This is a genomic window from Janthinobacterium sp. LPB2021202312-11-4, from assembly GCF_037049705.1.
In the GTDB taxonomy this organism is placed as follows: Bacteria; Pseudomonadota; Gammaproteobacteria; order Pseudomonadales; family Pseudomonadaceae; genus Aquipseudomonas.
On the sequence record NZ_JBAGKV010000008.1, the window covers coordinates 133,746 to 150,812 of the forward strand.

Here is a 17,067-nt window from a genome sequence, read left to right on the forward strand (position 1 = left end):
GTGTCGCGCCGGTTTAACGTCAACCGGAATTAGCCGCCATGGCCCGCAAAAAAGCTGCACTGGATTTCGAACAATCCCTCGCTGACCTGCAAACGCTGGTCGAGCGACTGGAGAACGGCGAGTTGTCGCTGGAAGACTCGCTGACGGCTTTCGAGCAAGGCATCGGTCTGACCCGCGATTGCCAGGCAGCGCTGGCGCAGGCTGAGCAAAAGGTTCAGGTGCTGCTCGAGCGTGATGGCGAGTTGGCCGAGGAACCCTTCGACGCGGATCAGCCAGAATGATTGCAGCGTATTCGGCGACCAGCCAGGCCCGCGTTAACGCGGCACTGGACACCCTGTTCACCGCGCCCGGCCCGGAACTCGCCCGTCTTTATGAAGCCATGCGCTACAGCGTGATGAATGGCGGCAAGCGCGTGCGACCGCTGTTGGCTTACGCCGCGTGCGAAGCACTGGGCGGCAAGGCTGAGCAAGCCAACGGCGCGGCGTGTGCGGTGGAGTTGATCCACGCCTATTCGCTGGTGCACGACGATTTGCCGGCCATGGACGACGACGATCTGCGTCGCGGCCAGCCAACCACGCACAAAAAATTCGATGAGGCCTGCGCGATCCTCGCCGGTGACGGCTTGCAGAGCCTGGCCTTCAGTGCCCTGCTCGACCCGCGCCTGAGCACCCTGGATGCGCAAATCAGCTTGCAGATGGTCAGCGCCCTGGCATTGGCGGCAGGCCCGGCCGGTATGGTCGGCGGTCAAGCCATCGACCTTGGTTCGGTCGGTTTGAAGCTGGATCAAAAAGCCCTCGAATACATGCATCGGCACAAGACCGGCGCGTTGATCGAGGTCAGCGTCAAACTCGGCGCCCTGGCCAGTGGCCGTGCCGAGAAAGACGAACTCAAGTCCTTGCAGACTTATGCACAGGCCATCGGCTTGGCGTTCCAGGTCCAGGACGACATTCTCGACGTCGAAAGCGATACCGAAACCCTCGGTAAACGCCAGGGCGCCGATATTGCCCGGGACAAGCCGACTTACCCGGCCCTGCTCGGCCTCGACGCCGCCAAGACCTACGCCCTGGAACTGCGCGATCAGGCCCTGCATGCGCTGCGACCGTTTGACGCGGCCGCCGAGCCTTTGCGCGACCTGGCCCGCTATATCGTCGAACGGCGTAGCTGACAGCGTATTCGTCAAAAAAGAGCAACGCGTGGGCAGGGGCCGATGCATCAGGTAAACTGCCGCCTCTTCTATACCTATAACGATTCGCCTGATGCCCACGACGTTTCATGAGATTCCCCGCAAGCGCCCGACCACGCCCCTGCTCGACCGCGCTAACACGCCGGACGGCCTGCGCCGGTTAGGCGAAGCCGAGCTGGAAACCCTGGCCGATGAATTGCGCCTGGAATTGCTCTACACGGTCGGTCAGACCGGCGGGCATTTCGGTGCCGGCCTGGGCGTCATCGAGCTGACCATCGCGTTGCATTACGTCTTCGACACCCCGGACGACCGGCTGGTGTGGGACGTGGGTCATCAGGCCTATCCGCACAAAATCCTCACCGGCCGTCGCGAGCGCATGGGCACCCTGCGCCAGAAGGACGGCGTCGCAGCCTTCCCGCGTCGTTCCGAGAGCGAGTACGACACCTTTGGCGTCGGCCACTCCAGCACCTCGATCAGCGCAGCGCTGGGGATGGCCATTGCCGCCCGCCTGCAAAACAGTGATCGCAAGGCGATTGCGGTGATCGGCGACGGCGCACTGACCGCCGGCATGGCCTTCGAGGCGTTGAACCACGCGCCGGAAGTCAACGCCAACATGCTGGTGATCCTCAACGACAACGATATGTCGATCTCGCGCAACGTCGGCGGGCTGTCGAATTACCTGGCCAAGATTCTTTCCAGCCGCACGTATGCCAGCATGCGTGAAGGCAGTAAAAAGGTCCTGTCGCGCCTGCCCGGCGCCTGGGAAATCGCCCGGCGTACCGAAGAATACGCCAAGGGCATGCTGGTTCCCGGCACCCTGTTTGAAGAATTGGGCTGGAACTACATCGGCCCGATCGATGGCCACGACCTGCCAACCCTGATCGCCACCCTGCGCAACATGCGCGATCTGAAAGGCCCGCAGTTCCTGCACATCGTCACCAAAAAAGGCAAAGGCTTCGCCCCGGCGGAAGTCGACCCGATCGGTTACCACGCCATCACCAAACTCGAACCGCTGAACGCCCCGGCCGCCGCGCCGAAGAAGGCCAGCGGGCCGAAGTATTCCGGTGTGTTCGGTGAATGGCTGTGCGACATGGCCGCCGCTGACCCGCGCCTGGTCGGGATTACCCCGGCGATGAAGGAAGGCTCGGATCTGGTGGCGTTCAGCGAGCGTTTTCCGCTGCGCTATTTCGACGTGGCGATTGCCGAGCAACACGCCGTGACCTTCGCCGCCGGCATGGCTTGCGAAGGCGCGAAACCGGTAGTGGCGATCTATTCGACCTTCCTGCAACGGGGCTACGACCAATTGGTGCATGACGTCGCGGTGCAAAACCTCGACGTGCTGTTCGCCATCGACCGCGCCGGTCTGGTGGGCGAAGACGGCCCGACCCACGCGGGCAGCTTCGACCTGTCGTTCCTGCGCTGCATCCCCGGCATGCTGGTGATGACCCCGAGCGACGAAAACGAATTGCGCAAAATGCTCACCACCGGGCACCTGTACAACGGCCCGGCGGCGGTGCGTTACCCGCGCGGCAACGGCCCGAACGCAACCATCGAGAATGACCTGGAACCGATCGAGATCGGCAAGGGTGTGGTTCGCCGCCAGGGCAACAAAGTCGCCCTGCTGGTGTTCGGCGTGCAACTGGCCGAGGCGCTGAAAGTCGCCGAGACCCTGGATGCGACCGTGGTCGACATGCGTTTCGTCAAACCGCTGGATGAAGTACTGGTCCGCGAAATCGCCGGCAGCCATGAGTTGCTGGTGACCATCGAAGAGAACGCGATCATGGGCGGCGCCGGTGGCGCGGTCAGCGAGTTCCTGGCTCGCGAGAACATCCTCAAGTCGATGCTGCACCTGGGCTTGCCGGACAGCTATGTCGAACACGCCAAGCCTGCGCAAATGCTGGCCGAATGTGGGCTGGATGAAGCCGGGATCGAAGCGTCGGTGCGTGAGCGCCTGCAACTGCTCACCCGGTAAACCCGATCCCCTGTAGGAGCTGCCGAAGGCTGCAATCTTTTGATCTTGATCTTCGGCGGCTCCAAATCCTTCAAAAAGCAAAATCAAAAGATCGCAGCCTTCGGCAGCTCCTACGCGGTTTTGCATACGCATGGACTGCCCATGAAACTCTCCCGCCTCGCTTTAACGCTGACTCTTTTGCCGGCAGGCCAACTTCTGGCCGACACCTTCGAACGCGACCAGGCCCTGAAACTCCCCGACGTGCTGATCAGCGCCAACCGCCAGGTCGAAGCGCGCAATGACAGCAGCGCCGCCAACACCGTGTTCACCCGCGACGACATCGAGCGCTTGCAACCGAGCAGCGTCACCGACCTGTTGCGTCGTGTACCCGGCGTGCAGGTCGGGCAAACCGGCGGGCGCGGCAGCCTGCCGGGGATTTACCTTCGCGGCACCAAGTCGGCCCAGAGCCTGGTGCTGGTGGACGGCCAACGCATCGGCAGCACCACGTCCGGCGACAGCAACCTGCAACACATCAACATCGAACAGGTCGAGCGCGTGGAAGTGCTGCGCGGCTCCCGTTCGGTGATTTATGGCAGCGATGCGATTGGCGGGGTGATCCAGATCTTCACCCGACGCGGCGGCGAGCAAGGCTTGCAACCGCGACTGCATATGGGCTTTGGCAGTAACCAGACATGGGAACGCAGCCTCGGGCTGTCCGGTGGTGATGAGAAAACCCGTTTCAATCTCGGCGCCAGCCTCGATGAAACCGCCGGGATCAACCGCACCCACGAGTCGTATCCCAGCGACGGCGATCACGATGAGTACCGCAATAAATCGCTGAGTTTGAGCCTGAGCCATGCGCTGAGCGATGACATCGAGATTGGCGCCAACGTGCTGGATAACACCGGCAAAAGCGCGTTCGACAACCCGTTCGGTCGCTTCGACATGAACACATTCGAATCCGTGCAGCAGCAGCCCTACAGCGATTTCGATGTCAGCAGCCTCAGCAGTTACATCGATGCGCGCGTCAATGACGCGTGGAAAACCCGCGTCGAATTCGGCCACAGCGAAAACCGCGAAAAGACCCTCGACAAGCTCAGCGACGAGCGCACGGTGTTCAACACCTACCGCGACTCGGTGAACTGGCAGAACGACCTGACGCTCAACGAGCGCAACAGCCTGATCCTCGGCGGCGACTGGTACGAAGACCGGGTCAACAGCAGCACGCCGTTCGACGAGAACAGTCGCTGGAACCGTGCGGCATTTATCCAGCATCACTATCAGGCCGACAGTTTCTCCACGGAACTGGGCCTGCGCCGGGACCAGAATCAACAGTTCGGCGGCCAGAACAGTTGGAGCGGCACCTTCACTTTGCCGCTGAACCCGGACAACGACGTGCTGCTGACCTACAGCGAAGGCTTCCGCGCGCCGACCTTCAACGACCTGTATTACCCGGATTTCAGCAACCCGGACCTCAAGCCAGAAACCTCGAAAAGCTATGAGCTGCAATGGCGCAGTCAGTTGACCGAGAGCAGCCGCCTCGAAGCATCGCTGTACCGCACGGACCTGGAAGACGCGATTATTTTCGGCAGCAACAATCGCCCGCAGAACGTCGCTTCAGCCCGCATCAATGGTTTCGAAGCGGCACTGAAACAGGAATTGTTCGGCTGGCAGAGCAATCTTGGCGTCGCAATCATTGATCCGCGAGATCGCGACAGTGGCCATACCTTGGCCCGTCGTGCGCGGCGGACGTTGAGCCTGGATCTGGATCGGCAGTTTGATCGCCTGGGCCTCGGCGCCAGTTGGCAAGCGGTCAGCGGCAGCTACGACGATGAAAATAATCAGCAGCCGCTGGGCGGCTATGCCTTGCTCGGATTGCGCAGCAACTGGGCGCTGAATCGGCAAGTGAAGCTGGAGCTGAAGGTCGATAACCTGCTCGACAAGGGCTACAGCCGCGCGCTGTACAGCTATGACGGCGGGCAGTATGGGTATCGCGAGGAAGGTCGGGCGTGGATGTTTGGGGTGACCTGGACGCCGGAGCTCTAATATCGAGAGGCGTTGCCTGGTCTGACGCCATCGCGGGCAAGCCTTGCTCCTACAGAGTTTGTGTCGTACGCCGATTTCAGCGTTCACGCGAAACCCGTAGGAGCAAGGCTTGCCCGCGATGAATACACCTCGCCCTCAACGGTCGGGCGCAATCACCCTGCAAAGCTCGGCCGTCGCCTCAATCATCTGCCCGCTCGGTCGCTCCAGGCCTTTGTCCGTCACCAACAACAATTGCCCGCCAGCCACCGCCCTCACCTGTGGCCAGGCTTTCCAGGCATCGAGCTGCGCCTGAGCACTGGCCAGAATCACCTCGGGATTGCGCTGCAATACGGCTTCCACACTGACCTGCGGCGCCGGCAATGTCAGGTCCGCGAACACGTTGCGCGCCCCGCACACATCAAGTGCATCGCTGATAATTTGCCCGCCGCCCACGGTGTACAACGGCCGATCCCAGACTTGGTAGAACACCTGCAACGGCTTATCCCGGTGATAACGCTGGCGCAGATTTTCCAGTTTCTGGCGCAGATCTGCCGCCAGGCGTACGCCCCGCTCCGGTCGGCCGAGTTGCGTGGCGATGGCTTCGATCTGCTGAGTGAGTTGTGCGAGGTTGTGGGGTTCGGCCACGTAGGTCGCAATGTTCAGGCGTTTGAGCTGTTCGCGCTGGGCCGGGCCGACGCTGCCGGGCCAGAGCAATAACAAATCAGGTTTGAGGCTGAGCAGCCGCTCCATGTCCAACTGGCCGTAGCGGCCAACGGAAGGAAGCTCTTTGAGTTCGGCAGGACGTTCACCGGCATCCAGCACACCGACCAGCAGGTCCGCCGAATCCAGTTCAACGACAATTTCAGAAAGAGACGGCGCGAGGCTGACCACCCGCTCGACCGCCATCGCCGCGCCGCTGACGGCCAGCAGCAAAACCGCCAGCCCGTGACGAAGCATCAGCCGAGTTGACGCGGGATACGGTAGAGGTAGAACAGCACCGTGGTCGACAGCGCCAGCAATACCAAGGGCACCGCTTCGAGGCCGACGAACACCGCCAGCGCGCCGATCCAGGCTGGCAGGCCGGCCGCCAGGAACGCGGTGCGCCGCTTGGCCGCCAGGGCAATCCAGGCCGCCGGCTCTTCAGGGGTATCGAGGGCTTTCTGCGTGGCGATCAGCGCATGTTTGTAGCCGCCGAAGAACTTCAGGCTGACAAACATCGAGGCCACACCGGCAATAAACAGCGGCATCGCCAGCACCGGCAGGATCGCCTCGCCCTGGCCGAACACGCCGTTGATCACGAACAGCGGCAACAAGGCCAGCGCCAGGTATTGCCACCAGTTGACGGACAGTCGCCGCCGCACCTGACCGCGAGTCACGCCCGGTCTGCCTCGCCCTGATGCTCGTTGCCCATCATGTGGTCGAGCTTGCTGGCCTTGGTGGCCAGGTACAGTTTGTTGTGCGGGTTGTGCCCGGTGTGCAGCGGCACGCGCTCGGCGACCACGATGCCCATGTCGGTCAAGGCTTTGACCTTGCGTGGGTTGTTGGTCATCAGCCGCAGGGATTTCACGCCCAGGTGCTGCAGCATCGGCAGGCACATGGCGTAGTCACGCTGGTCGGCGGCAAAGCCCAGACGCTCGTTGGCTTCAACGGTGTCGGCGCCGCCGTCCTGCAATTCGTAGGCGCGGATCTTGTTCAGCAGACCAATGCCTCGACCTTCCTGACGCAAGTACAGCAACACGCCACGACCTTCACGGGCGATGGCCTGCAACGCGGCCTCAAGTTGCGAGCCGCAGTCGCAACGCTGGCTGAACAAGGCATCGCCCGTCAGGCATTCAGAGTGCAACCGGCCGAGTACCGGGGCACCGTCGGCGAAATCACCCAGGCTGAGCACCACGTGCTCGCGACCATTCTCTTCATCGAGAAAGCCGTGCATGGTGAATTGCGCAAAAGGCGTTGGCAGCTTCGAAGCGGCGACAAAAACGACAGGCACCGGTGTGCTCCTGATCAATAAGTACTGGAGATTCGCAGAGGCGGCATTGTAACAGCAGGTTCCTACAGGCGCTTAGGCTGAATTATGGGGCATAACGATCAAAAAGTTTGATCAAGCGGCCAAGTCGCGGCCCCTGTGGGAGCGGGCTTGCTCGCGAAAGCGGTGGATCAGCCAGCCTCAATGTTGACTGGGCCGCCGCTTTCGCGAGCAAGCCCGCTCCCACAGGGGGGATCATCTGCCAATAGATCGGTGCTCAGTTCGCGTCAAATGGATACGGCTGTTTCCACTTCGCAAAGATCGGTTTCAGCTCGCCGCTTTTCACCAGCAACGCCATGCGCTGATCGAACAACGCCATCAGCGTGCGGGCCTTGGGGTTGTCGGCAAAACACAGGAACAGCGGCAATTCGGCGATGTGGGTTCGGCGAAACTGCGCCGTATCCTTGGCCCGACTGAGTACGTAATCGACTTCGGTCAGGGCGTCGATGTAATAGTCGGCGCGGTTGCGGGTCAGCATCGACAAAATCCCGGTACGCCGGATCACTTCGTTGAACCGATGCACGTTGGGCAAGTAATCCTGATATTTGTAGCCGCGCACCCAGGCCAGTCGATAGCTGCCCAGGGTTGCCAGGGTCGGCGGCGGATTGCTTGCCAGGCCCAGGGCGTAGATGTGATCGGTGTCGAAATTCCAGTGCGGATAGAGCAGATCGCTGACCTCATCCCGATAGGAGCCGACACAGGCGTCCACCTCACCGCGCTGGGCCAACCCGACGGAACGCGTATACGGCTCGGTGCGGATGTCCAGTTTGACCCCGGCCGGCTCGAACACCGCTCGCAACACGTCCCAGCCCAAGCCATGGCCATCAGCGGCGGTGTAGTCGTCCCAGTCTTCGCTGGCCAGATGAATCACCGAAGGCGGCATCGCCGCATCACCCGCTTGAGCCAGCGAGCAGAACATCGCGAATACCACCATCAACCAGCATCGAGCCATCCTTAGTCTCCTGCTTTGTCGCTCAAGCGAACAACCGCACCAGCCCCTGCATCCCCAGCCACGCGAAGACCCCGGCCAACACGTCGTCGAGCATGATCCCGACGCCGCCGTGCACATGCCGGTCGATCCAGCGGATCGGCCACGGCTTGAGGATGTCGAAGAAGCGGAACATCAGGAACCCCGCCAGCAACCAGTACCAGCCTTGCGGCACCAGCCACAGGGTAATCCACATCCCGACCATCTCGTCCCAGACGATGCCTTCGTGATCGTGCACCCGCAAATCGTCGGCCACTTTGCCGCACAGCCAGAAACCGAACAGCATGGTGATGCCGAGCATCAGCCAGTAACCCCAGTCGGGCAGCATCTGCCACAACGGGATAAAGGGTAGCGCAACTAACGACCCCCAGGTGCCCGGGGCTTTTGGCAAGGTGCCCGAACCGAAGCCGAACGCCAGGAAATGCCACGGATTACGCCAGACTGAGGGCGGCACGAATTCCGCCGGGGTCTGCTTGGGATGATCTGTCACGGTGTCTCCCGAAAATGTTGATAGCCCCGGGTTTGCGGGGTGATGTCCTGTCCATCGGCGTCCAGCAGTACAACACCCTGCCCGGTCACGACCTGGCCGACGACATGAATCGGCCAACCATCGGCCAGCAACGCCGGCAACTCGACGGGCGGCAAGGTAAACGCCAGCACGTAGTCGTCACCACCGCTCAAGGCCGCGTCTTCAGCGCCCGTCTGACCGAGGAAGGCCACCAACGCTGTCGATACAGGCAGCTTACTCCGCTCAACCTGAATGCCGACCTTCGATGCGAGCGCAATGTGCCCGCAGTCGGCGAGCAGGCCGTCGGAGATGTCCAGCGCCGAGGTGGCTTTGCCGCGCAACGCCTGACCGAGCGCCAATTGCGGCTGCGGCGACCAGTAATGGGCCAGCAGCGGATCGGCGATGGCCGCTTCTGCGGTGCGCTGGTCGAGCACCAGCGGCAAGGCCCCGGCGGCATTGCCCAATTCGCCGCCCACACAGAGCAAGTCGCCCGGCTGCGCGCCACTGCGGGTCAAGGCCTTGCCGGCCGGCACTCGACCAAACACGGTCAGCGTCAGGCTCAGCGGCCCACGGGTGGTGTCACCGCCCACCAGCGCCACGCCACAGCGTTGAGCCATCACGTTCAAACCACGGGCGTAGGCGTCCAGCCAATCGGCGGTCACCGTCGGCAAGGTCAGGGCAAGGGTAAAGGCAACGGGGGTGGCGCCCATGGCGGCCAGGTCACTGACCGCTACAGCCAGCGAACGCTGACCGAGCAAAAACGGGTCGCAAGGATCTGCGAAATGCACACCGGCTACGAGGGTGTCGGTGGAAATTGCCAACTGTTCCCCTGGGGGAACAGCCAGCAAGGCGCAGTCGTCACCGATCCCAAGGGCAACGCCCTCGCCGCCCTGCGCACAAGGCGCGGCGGCGAAGAAATTGCGGATCAGCTCAAACTCGCCCATGGCAGCTAAGCGCTTATCAGCGCTTGAACGCCTTCACTTCAGCTTCACGCAGACGCGGGGCCAGCTTGTCGAGTACGCCGTTGACGAACTTGTGGCCGTCGGTGGAACCGAAGACTTTCGCCAGCTCGATACCCTCGTTGATCACAACGCGGTACGGCACGTCGACACGCTTGATCAGCTCCCAGGTGGACAGGCGCAGCACGGCCAGTTCAACCGGGTCCAGCTCTTCGATCGTAATGTCCAGGCACGGCGTCAGTACAGCGTCGATCTCGGTCTTGTGGGCCGGAACGCCGTGCAGGATGTCGTGGAAGTAGGCGGCATCGACATCGCTGAAATCGTTATCGACCCGGAACTGCGCTTCGATCTCGTTCAGCGATTGCTTGGCCATGTGCCATTGGTACAGCGCTTGAGTCGCGAGCTGACGGGCTTCGCGACGCTTGACGCTTTTCGATGGCTTGCCGGCATCCGCAGGCTTTGGATCGCGCGGGTTGAAACGATCACTTTCGTCGCTAATCACTTGGCCTCCAACTGCGCCAGCAGGCTGACCATTTCCAGGGCGGACAGGGCAGCTTCAGCACCTTTGTTGCCGGCCTTGGTGCCGGAACGTTCGATGGCTTGTTCGATGGAGTCAACGGTCAGCACGGCGAAAGCGACCGGTACGCCGAACTCCATGGACACCTGGGCCAGGCCCTTGGTGCATTCGCCAGCCACGTATTCGAAGTGCGGAGTACCGCCACGAATGACCGCGCCCAGGGCGATGATTGCCGCGTACTCGCCCTTCTGAGCGACTTTCTGCGCAACCAGCGGGATTTCGAAGGCGCCAGGCGCACGGATGATGGTGATGTCGCTTTCGCTCACGCCATGGCGAACCAGGGCATCAACTGCACCGCTAACCAGGCTTTCAACGACGAAGCTGTTGAAACGGCCGACTACCAAAGCGTAGCGGCCTTTAGGGGCGATGAAGGTACCTTCGATGGTCTTCAGGGTCATTCGTTAGATCTCTTAAAGAGCCGGGACGCGTTTTCTACGCGTCCCTCAGTGATGTGTTAACCGCGAATCAAGGACTGGAAACACCCAGTCATTATTCGGAGGGCACGTATTCTACAACTTCCAGATCGAAACCGGATATCGCATTAAATTTCATTGGCGCGCTCATCAGGCGCATTTTGCGTACGCCCAGGTCCCGGAGGATCTGCGAACCGGCACCGACGATGCTGTAGGTGGTCGGTTTTTTCGCCGGGATCTGCTCCGCAGTTTCGCGAATGTGCGCCAGCAACACGTCGCCATCGAGTGGGTGACCGAGCAACAGCACCACGCCGCTGCCGGCTTCGGCAACCGCGGCCATGGCGGCGCGCAGGCTCCAGCGGCCCGGTTGCTTGACCATCAGCAAGTCGCGCAGCGGGTCCATGTTGTGCACGCGGACCAGGGTCGGCTCTTCAGCGCACACGGTGCCCAGGGTCAGGGCCATGTGCACGTCGCCTTCCACGGAATCACGATAGGTCACCAGGTTGAATTGGCCCAGTTCGCTGTCCAGTGGCTGCTCGGCAATCCGCTGAACGGTACGTTCGTGGATCATCCGGTAGTGAATCAGGTCGGCAATGGTGCCGATCTTGATGTTGTGTTCGGCGGCGAAGGTTTCCAGTTCGGCGCGACGGGACATGGTGCCGTCGTCGTTCATCACTTCGCAAATCACGCCGCTCGGCTCGAAACCGGCCATGCGCGCCAGGTCGCAGGCGGCTTCGGTGTGGCCGGCGCGAGCCAGGGTGCCACCCGGTTGGGCCATCAGCGGGAAGATGTGGCCCGGGCTGACGATGTCTTCAGCCTTGGCATCCTTGGCGGCAGCAGCCTGCACAGTGCGGGCGCGGTCGGCGGCGGAGATGCCGGTGGTCACGCCGGTGGTGGCTTCGATCGACACGGTGAACTTGGTGCCGAAACCGGAACCGTTGCGCGGCGCCATCAAGGGCAGCTTCAGCAGTTCGCAGCGCTCGCGGCTCATCGGCATGCAAATCAGGCCACGGGCGTGCTTGGCCATGAAGTTGATGTGTTCAGGCTGGCAGCACTCGGCGGCCATGATCAGATCGCCTTCGTTCTCGCGGTCTTCGTCATCCATAAGGATGACCATCTTGCCTTGGCGGATGTCTTCAACCAGTTCTTCGATGCTATTGAGCGCCACAAGGCACCCCCTTGAGTCAGGATTTGAGGTAGCCGTTGGCGGCCAGAAAACTTTCAGTGATGCTACTGGAGCTTGGCTCTGCGGCCTTGTCGCCCAACAACAGGCGCTCCAGATAACGTGCCAGCAAGTCCACTTCCAGATTCACCCGGCGACCTGGCTGGTAAGACGCCATGATGGTTTCGCTCAGGGTGTGGGGAATGATCGTCAGCAAGAACTCGGCGCCATCGACAGCGTTCACGGTCAGGCTGGTGCCATCGACGGTGATCGAGCCTTTATGGGCGATGTACTTGGCGAGGTCTTTCGGTGCGCGGATACGGAATTCCACCGCGCGAGCATTTTCGGTACGGGCAACCACTTCGCCCACGCCATCGACGTGACCGCTGACCAGATGCCCGCCCAGACGCGTGGTCGGGGTCAGGGCTTTTTCCAGGTTGACCGGGCTGCCGCTTTTCAGATCGTTCATGGCGGTGCAGTCGAGGGTTTCGCGACTGACGTCCGCCGCAAAACCGTTGCCTGGCAGTTCAACCGCGGTCAGGCACACGCCGTTGACCGCGATGCTGTCGCCCAGTTTGACGTCGCTCAGGTCGAGCTTGCCGGTTTCTACGTAGACCCGCACATCTCCGCCTTTTGGGGTCAATGCACGAATACTGCCGATGGATTCGATGATGCCGGTAAACATGGAGTCCTCCTCGAGAACAAGGCTGTCGCTTGGCGCAAGCCGGGAATTATACGCTCGCGGCTGGCACAGGGATGGCGATGACTCGCCAGTCATCGCCAACCGCACGAATTTCGGTGATTTTGAGCTCGGGCGCGTCTTTCATCTGCGCCAGCGGCCAGTCCAGCAACGGGCGCGCGGACGAGCCCAGAAACTTGCCGGCGATGAAGATCTGAAACTCATCCACCAGGCCTTGCTGGGCAAACGCTCCCGCCAGGCGCGGACCGGCTTCGACCAAGACCTCGTTGACCCCGCGATGGGCCAGTTCGACCAGCAGTTTGCGCAGGTCGACCAAGCCATCATCGCCGGCCACGATCAGGCATTCCGGGCCGTTGGCGTATTGCTCTTCGATGGCCATGCACGTGGCGACCAATGCCGGGCCAGCCTTGAAGAACGGCGCATCCAGCGGCACTCGCAAGCGGCCGTCGATCAGCACCCGCAACGGCGGACGGCTCATGGCCAGGGCGGTTTGCTCAGGGTCGAGGCCCAGTTCAGCGGCGCGCACGGTCAGACGCGCATTGTCCGCCAGCACCGTATCGGCGCCGGTCAGCACCACACTGGCCTGGGCCCGCAGGCGTTGTACCGCCGAACGGGCGGCCGGGCCGGTGATCCATTGGCTTTCGCCGTTTTCCATCGCCGTGCGACCGTCCAGGCTCATGGCCAACTTGACCCGCACGAACGGCAAACCGTGTTCCATGCGCTTCAAGAAACCTTCATTGAGCTTGCGCGCCTCGCCTTCCAGCACCCCGCTGTCGATGGCGATGCCGGCCTGGGCCAGACGTGCCATGCCACGACCGGCCACCGACGGGTTCGGGTCCTGCATCGCCGCGACCACACGGGCCAGGCCGGCATTCACCAGGGCATCAGCGCAGGGCGGCGTGTGGCCGTGATGGCTGCACGGTTCCAGGGTCACGTAAGCCGTGGCGCCCCGGGCCTTATCGCCAGCGGCGCGCAGGGCGTGGACTTCGGCGTGGGGTTCGCCGGTGCGCACGTGCCAGCCTTCGCCGACAATCTGCCCGTCCTTCACGATCACGCAACCAACACGCGGGTTGGGGTGGGTCGTGTAGTGACCTTTGCGCGCCAGTTCCAGGGCGCGGGCCATGTAATGGGCGTCGAGGATGGATTGTTCGGCGGATGTGCTCATTCTTTCACCGGCTCACGGGCCAGGCGATCGATCTCTTCGCGGAACTCGTTCAAGTCCTGGAAGCGTCGATACACGGAGGCGAAACGGATGTAGGCGACTTCGTCGAGCTTTTGCAACTCGGCCATCACCAGTTCACCGACCACGAGGGATTTGACCTCTCGTTCGCCGGTGGCGCGCAGCTTGTGTTTGATGTGCACCAGCGACGATTCGAGGCGCTCGACACTCACCGGGCGCTTCTCCAGCGCCCGCTGCATGCCGGCGCGGAGTTTTTCTTCGTCGAACGGCTGACGGCTGCCGTCGGTTTTGATCAGGCGCGGCAACACCAGTTCGGCGGTCTCGAACGTCGTGAAACGCTCGCCGCAGGCCAGGCATTCACGCCGGCGGCGCACCTGTTCGCCCTCGGCGACCAGACGCGAGTCGATGACCTTGGTGTCGTTGGCACCGCAGAAGGGACAGTGCATGGTGGCAGGCAACAAAAAAAGGGAGGGCCATGGTAGCGCATCCCGGTGGCAAGACAAGCCATAGGCTTTGCGGTATACAGACGAGCTCTATGTTTGATTCATGGATTTCACCTTGCTGGAGCCACACATGTCGCTACGACCGCTCGTCCTGCTCAGTGTTTTAAGCCTGCTGGTGGCCTGCGGCAGCGACGCGCCCAAGCCTCAGCCACCGACGCCAGGCCCCGCGCCCCAAGCGGCGCAGAAGAAAGCCAAGGAATCCGCCGACCTCGGCCCGCTGCCGGCCTATCAGCGCGAACTGAGCGGCACCCTGCAAGGCGTGCCGGCCGGCGCCGAAGTGGAACTGGCGCTGCTGGTGATCGACGAAAAATCCCGTCCGCAACAATTGCTGGCCAGTTCCAGCCTGATCGGCACCAACCAGGCGCTGCCGTTCCGCCTGCGTTTCAACCCGGAATCGTTCCCGGTCGGCGCTCGTGTTGAACTGCGCGGCCGCGCCACCCAGTCCGGACAACTGATATTGCACCTGCCGTCGCAAAGCATTACCCAACCGACCACCCAGGCCTTGGGCCAGCTGCAATTCGTCAAAGCACCATGATTGCACCGCTCGACCTGCAACGGGCATTGGGTGAATTGCTCGGCGACGCACAACTGGTCGCCTGTGAGCTGCCGGGCACCGAGCTGAAACTCTGGCTGATCGACGGCGACAACATGGACCGCGCCTTCAGCCCGGAAGAAACCCGGCGCATCCTGCATGAGCCGCCGTACTGGAGTTTCTGCTGGGCCAGTGGCCTCGCGGTGGCGCGCTATCTCGCCGAGTTTCCCGAGTGGGTCAAAGGCAAACGGGTGCTGGATTTTGGTGCCGGCTCCGGGGTGGCGGGGATTGCCGCCGTGAAAGCCGGGGCGCTGGAAGTGGTGGCCTGTGACCTCGACCCGCTGGCGATTGCTGCGTGTCGGGCGAATGCTCAACTCAATAACGTAGAACTTAATTATTCGACGGACTTCTTTGTCGAAGCGGATCGCTTTGATCTGATTCTGGTGGCGGATGTGTTGTACGACCGGGCGAACCTGCCGTTGCTCGATGAGTTTTTGAGTCGTGGCCGGGAGGCGTTGGTGGCGGATTCGCGGGTTCGGGATTTTCGTCATCCGCTTTACCGGCGTATCGAGATACTTGAGGCGATGACCTTGCCGGATCTGGCTGAGCCGGAAGAGTTTCGGTATGTGAGCCTTTACCATGCGCGGCGTGATTGACGTCGTTAAAAGATCGCAGCCTTCGGCAGCTCCTACGGGATCGGGTTCGCACGCGGTCAATGTAGGAGCTGCCGAAGGCTGCGATCTTTTGCGCCAGCCCTTATAGTGAGCCTATTCACGCTTCCAAGAGATCCCCCATGAGTCAGGAAACGCCGTACATCTTCGACGCCACGACTGCCGATTTCGACCAGTCGGTGATCGAGAACTCATTTCACAAACCGGTGCTGGTGGATTTCTGGGCCGAATGGTGTGCACCGTGCAAGGCGCTGATGCCGATGCTGCAAACCATCGCCGAGAGCTATCAGGGCGAGTTGCTGCTGGCCAAGGTCAATTGCGACGTCGAGCCGGACATCGTTTCGCGCTTCGGCATTCGCAGCCTGCCGACCGTGGTGCTGTTCAAGGACGGTCAGCCGGTGGACGGTTTTGCCGGTGCACAACCGGAATCTGCCGTGCGCGCGATGCTCGAACCCCATGTGCAAATGCCGCCGCCCGCTGCCGCTGATCCGTTCGAACAGGCCCAGGCGTTGTTTGATGAAGGCCGTTTCGCCGACGCCGAGGCCATCCTCAAAGTGCTGCTGGGCGAAGACAACACCAACGCCAAAGCGCTGATCCTGTATGCCCGCTGCCTCACCGAGCGCGGTGAGTTGGGCGAAGCACAAACCGTGCTGGATGCAGTCAAAACCGATGAGCACAAGGCTGCGCTGGCCGGGGCCAAGGCGCAGATCCAGTTCCTCGGCCAGGCCAAGGATCTGCCGGATGCCGCCGACTTGAAAGCACGCCTGGCAAAAAATCCGCAGGACGATGAAGCGGTGTATCAACTGGCGATCCAGCAACTGGCCCGTCAGCAATACGAACCGGCGCTGGATTCGCTGCTCAAGCTGTTCATCCGCAACCGCAGCTACAGCGAAGGTTTGCCGCACAAGACCTTGCTGCAGGTGTTCGAACTGCTGGGCAACGATCACCCACTGGTGACCACGTACCGCCGCAAGTTGTTTGCTGCGCTGTATTGAAGATCAAAAGATCGCAGCCTTCGGCAGCTCCTACGGGCGATGAGTTCTCTGTAGGAGCTGCGGCACGCTGCGATCTTTTGATTCTGTTTTTGCGGTACTGAACACCAGAAGATCAAAAGATCGCAGCCTTCGGCAGCTCCTACGGGGGGGATGAGTTCTCTGTAGGAGCTGCGGCACGCTGCGATCTTTTGATCTTGTTTTTGCGGTACTGAACACCGGAGATCAAAAGATCGCAGCCTTCGGCAGCTCCTACGCTGGCTCGTGCCAGCTGTAGAGCGGCGTATCCCCGCCGCTCACCACTTTCACGTCCGGGCAATGGCGCAAACGCACCAGTAAACGCTTGCCCGACGCGGCGCTACCGGTCAGCCCTTCCAACTGCTCCAGCAAATCCGGCCCGCTCAACTGCCCGGCCTTGCGCAACAGGTCCTTGGCGATCTGCCACAACGCGTCATCCTGGTTCACCGGTTTCGCTGCCGGGGCGCTGACCTCTTCGGTTTTGCTGACCTGCAACTGCGCGCCGAGCCGCGCCCAATCGCTATCGTCCATCTCCAGGGTCAAATCCACCGGCCAGTCGCCGATGCTTCCGCGTATTCGCAACATAAGTCCGCTCCTGCACATTTCTGACCTGCATGCTCCCATGGGTCTTGTGCAACGCCAAGCGGGCGGTCAAACTCTCCGCACTTTCGTTATAAGA

At 61.9% G+C, this 17,067-nt stretch carries 20 protein-coding genes; 7 read left to right on the forward strand and 13 right to left on the reverse strand.

Annotation, left to right across the window (positions count from 1 at the left end; genetic code table 11):
* The first annotated feature begins 38 nt into the window (after positions 1–38).
* The 4 genes from V5E99_RS11285 (at position 39) to V5E99_RS11300 (ending at position 5,180) form a co-directional block, all read left to right on the forward strand.
* On the forward strand, positions 39–281 hold the full coding sequence (locus tag V5E99_RS11285; protein WP_007894317.1) for an exodeoxyribonuclease VII small subunit: 243 nt from the start codon (positions 39–41) through the stop codon (positions 279–281).
* A complete protein-coding gene (locus V5E99_RS11290) occupies positions 278–1,165 on the forward strand; it encodes a polyprenyl synthetase family protein (RefSeq protein ID WP_499802532.1) in 888 nt (295 codons plus the stop codon). The genes V5E99_RS11285 and V5E99_RS11290 overlap by 4 nt, the downstream gene beginning before the upstream one ends.
* A gap of 91 nt (positions 1,166–1,256) precedes the next feature.
* Positions 1,257–3,155 carry a 1-deoxy-D-xylulose-5-phosphate synthase gene (dxs, locus tag V5E99_RS11295; RefSeq protein WP_499802533.1) on the forward strand — a complete coding sequence of 633 codons (1,899 nt, stop codon included), beginning with the start codon at positions 1,257–1,259 and terminating at the stop codon, positions 3,153–3,155.
* Positions 3,156–3,296: 141 nt separating this feature from the next.
* Positions 3,297–5,180, forward strand: a complete 1,884-nt coding sequence (locus V5E99_RS11300) for a TonB-dependent receptor domain-containing protein (RefSeq protein WP_499802534.1) — start codon at positions 3,297–3,299, stop codon at positions 5,178–5,180.
* A gap of 135 nt (positions 5,181–5,315) precedes the next feature.
* Here the strand turns inward: V5E99_RS11300 and V5E99_RS11305 are convergent, their stop codons facing one another.
* The 12 genes from V5E99_RS11305 to nrdR all read right to left on the reverse strand — a co-directional run bounded on the left by V5E99_RS11305 (position 5,316) and on the right by nrdR (position 14,118).
* The gene (locus V5E99_RS11305; RefSeq protein ID WP_499802535.1) at positions 5,316–6,116 is read right to left on the reverse strand and encodes a cobalamin-binding protein; all 801 of its coding nucleotides are present in this window, start codon (positions 6,114–6,116) and stop codon (positions 5,316–5,318) included.
* Positions 6,116–6,535, reverse strand: a complete 420-nt coding sequence (locus tag V5E99_RS11310) for a hypothetical protein (protein ID WP_499802536.1) — start codon at positions 6,533–6,535, stop codon at positions 6,116–6,118. The genes V5E99_RS11305 and V5E99_RS11310 overlap by 1 nt, the downstream gene beginning before the upstream one ends.
* Positions 6,532–7,149, reverse strand: coding sequence for a GTP cyclohydrolase II (gene ribA, locus V5E99_RS11315; protein WP_054052350.1), 618 nt, complete (start codon positions 7,147–7,149; stop codon positions 6,532–6,534). Before ribA ends, V5E99_RS11310 begins: the two co-directional genes overlap by 4 nt.
* 253 nt (positions 7,150–7,402) lie before the next feature.
* Positions 7,403–8,137, reverse strand: a complete 735-nt coding sequence (locus tag V5E99_RS11320) for a substrate-binding periplasmic protein (protein ID WP_499802537.1) — start codon at positions 8,135–8,137, stop codon at positions 7,403–7,405.
* A 22-nt stretch (positions 8,138–8,159) separates the two neighbouring features.
* The gene (locus V5E99_RS11325; RefSeq protein WP_499802538.1) at positions 8,160–8,663 is read right to left on the reverse strand and encodes a phosphatidylglycerophosphatase A family protein; all 504 of its coding nucleotides are present in this window, start codon (positions 8,661–8,663) and stop codon (positions 8,160–8,162) included.
* The gene (gene thiL, locus V5E99_RS11330; protein WP_499802539.1) at positions 8,660–9,625 is read right to left on the reverse strand and encodes a thiamine-phosphate kinase; all 966 of its coding nucleotides are present in this window, start codon (positions 9,623–9,625) and stop codon (positions 8,660–8,662) included. The genes V5E99_RS11325 and thiL overlap by 4 nt, the downstream gene beginning before the upstream one ends.
* A gap of 16 nt (positions 9,626–9,641) precedes the next feature.
* The gene (nusB, locus tag V5E99_RS11335) at positions 9,642–10,142 is read right to left on the reverse strand and encodes a transcription antitermination factor NusB (RefSeq protein WP_499802540.1); all 501 of its coding nucleotides are present in this window, start codon (positions 10,140–10,142) and stop codon (positions 9,642–9,644) included.
* Positions 10,139–10,615, reverse strand: coding sequence for a 6,7-dimethyl-8-ribityllumazine synthase (gene ribH, locus V5E99_RS11340; RefSeq protein WP_499802541.1), 477 nt, complete (start codon positions 10,613–10,615; stop codon positions 10,139–10,141). The genes nusB and ribH overlap by 4 nt, the downstream gene beginning before the upstream one ends.
* Positions 10,616–10,706: 91 nt before the next feature.
* Complete coding sequence (gene ribBA / locus V5E99_RS11345; RefSeq protein WP_499802542.1) at positions 10,707–11,798, reverse strand: bifunctional 3,4-dihydroxy-2-butanone-4-phosphate synthase/GTP cyclohydrolase II; 1,092 nt, start codon at positions 11,796–11,798, stop codon at positions 10,707–10,709.
* 16 nt (positions 11,799–11,814) lie between these two features.
* Positions 11,815–12,477, reverse strand: a complete 663-nt coding sequence (locus tag V5E99_RS11350; RefSeq protein ID WP_499802543.1) for a riboflavin synthase — start codon at positions 12,475–12,477, stop codon at positions 11,815–11,817.
* 46 nt (positions 12,478–12,523) lie between these two features.
* Entirely contained in the window at positions 12,524–13,657 is a 1,134-nt protein-coding gene (ribD, locus tag V5E99_RS11355) for a bifunctional diaminohydroxyphosphoribosylaminopyrimidine deaminase/5-amino-6-(5-phosphoribosylamino)uracil reductase RibD (protein ID WP_499802544.1), read from the reverse strand.
* Complete coding sequence (nrdR, locus tag V5E99_RS11360; protein ID WP_003228656.1) at positions 13,654–14,118, reverse strand: transcriptional regulator NrdR; 465 nt, start codon at positions 14,116–14,118, stop codon at positions 13,654–13,656. The genes ribD and nrdR overlap by 4 nt, the downstream gene beginning before the upstream one ends.
* A 127-nt stretch (positions 14,119–14,245) precedes the next feature.
* Here nrdR and V5E99_RS11365 point away from each other — a divergent pair, with 127 nt between their 5' ends.
* From V5E99_RS11365 to trxA, 3 genes are all read left to right on the forward strand, one after another.
* Complete coding sequence (locus tag V5E99_RS11365; protein WP_499802545.1) at positions 14,246–14,710, forward strand: hypothetical protein; 465 nt, start codon at positions 14,246–14,248, stop codon at positions 14,708–14,710.
* Positions 14,707–15,363, forward strand: coding sequence for a class I SAM-dependent methyltransferase (locus V5E99_RS11370; protein WP_499802546.1), 657 nt, complete (start codon positions 14,707–14,709; stop codon positions 15,361–15,363). Before V5E99_RS11365 ends, V5E99_RS11370 begins: the two co-directional genes overlap by 4 nt.
* Positions 15,364–15,500: 137 nt before the next feature.
* Positions 15,501–16,373, forward strand: coding sequence for a thioredoxin (trxA, locus tag V5E99_RS11375; protein ID WP_149660947.1), 873 nt, complete (start codon positions 15,501–15,503; stop codon positions 16,371–16,373).
* A 249-nt stretch (positions 16,374–16,622) separates the two neighbouring features.
* On the opposite strand, the gene V5E99_RS11380 is transcribed toward trxA, so the two are convergent.
* Positions 16,623–16,973, reverse strand: coding sequence for a hypothetical protein (locus V5E99_RS11380; RefSeq protein WP_499802547.1), 351 nt, complete (start codon positions 16,971–16,973; stop codon positions 16,623–16,625).
* Positions 16,974–17,067: the final 94 nt, after the last annotated feature.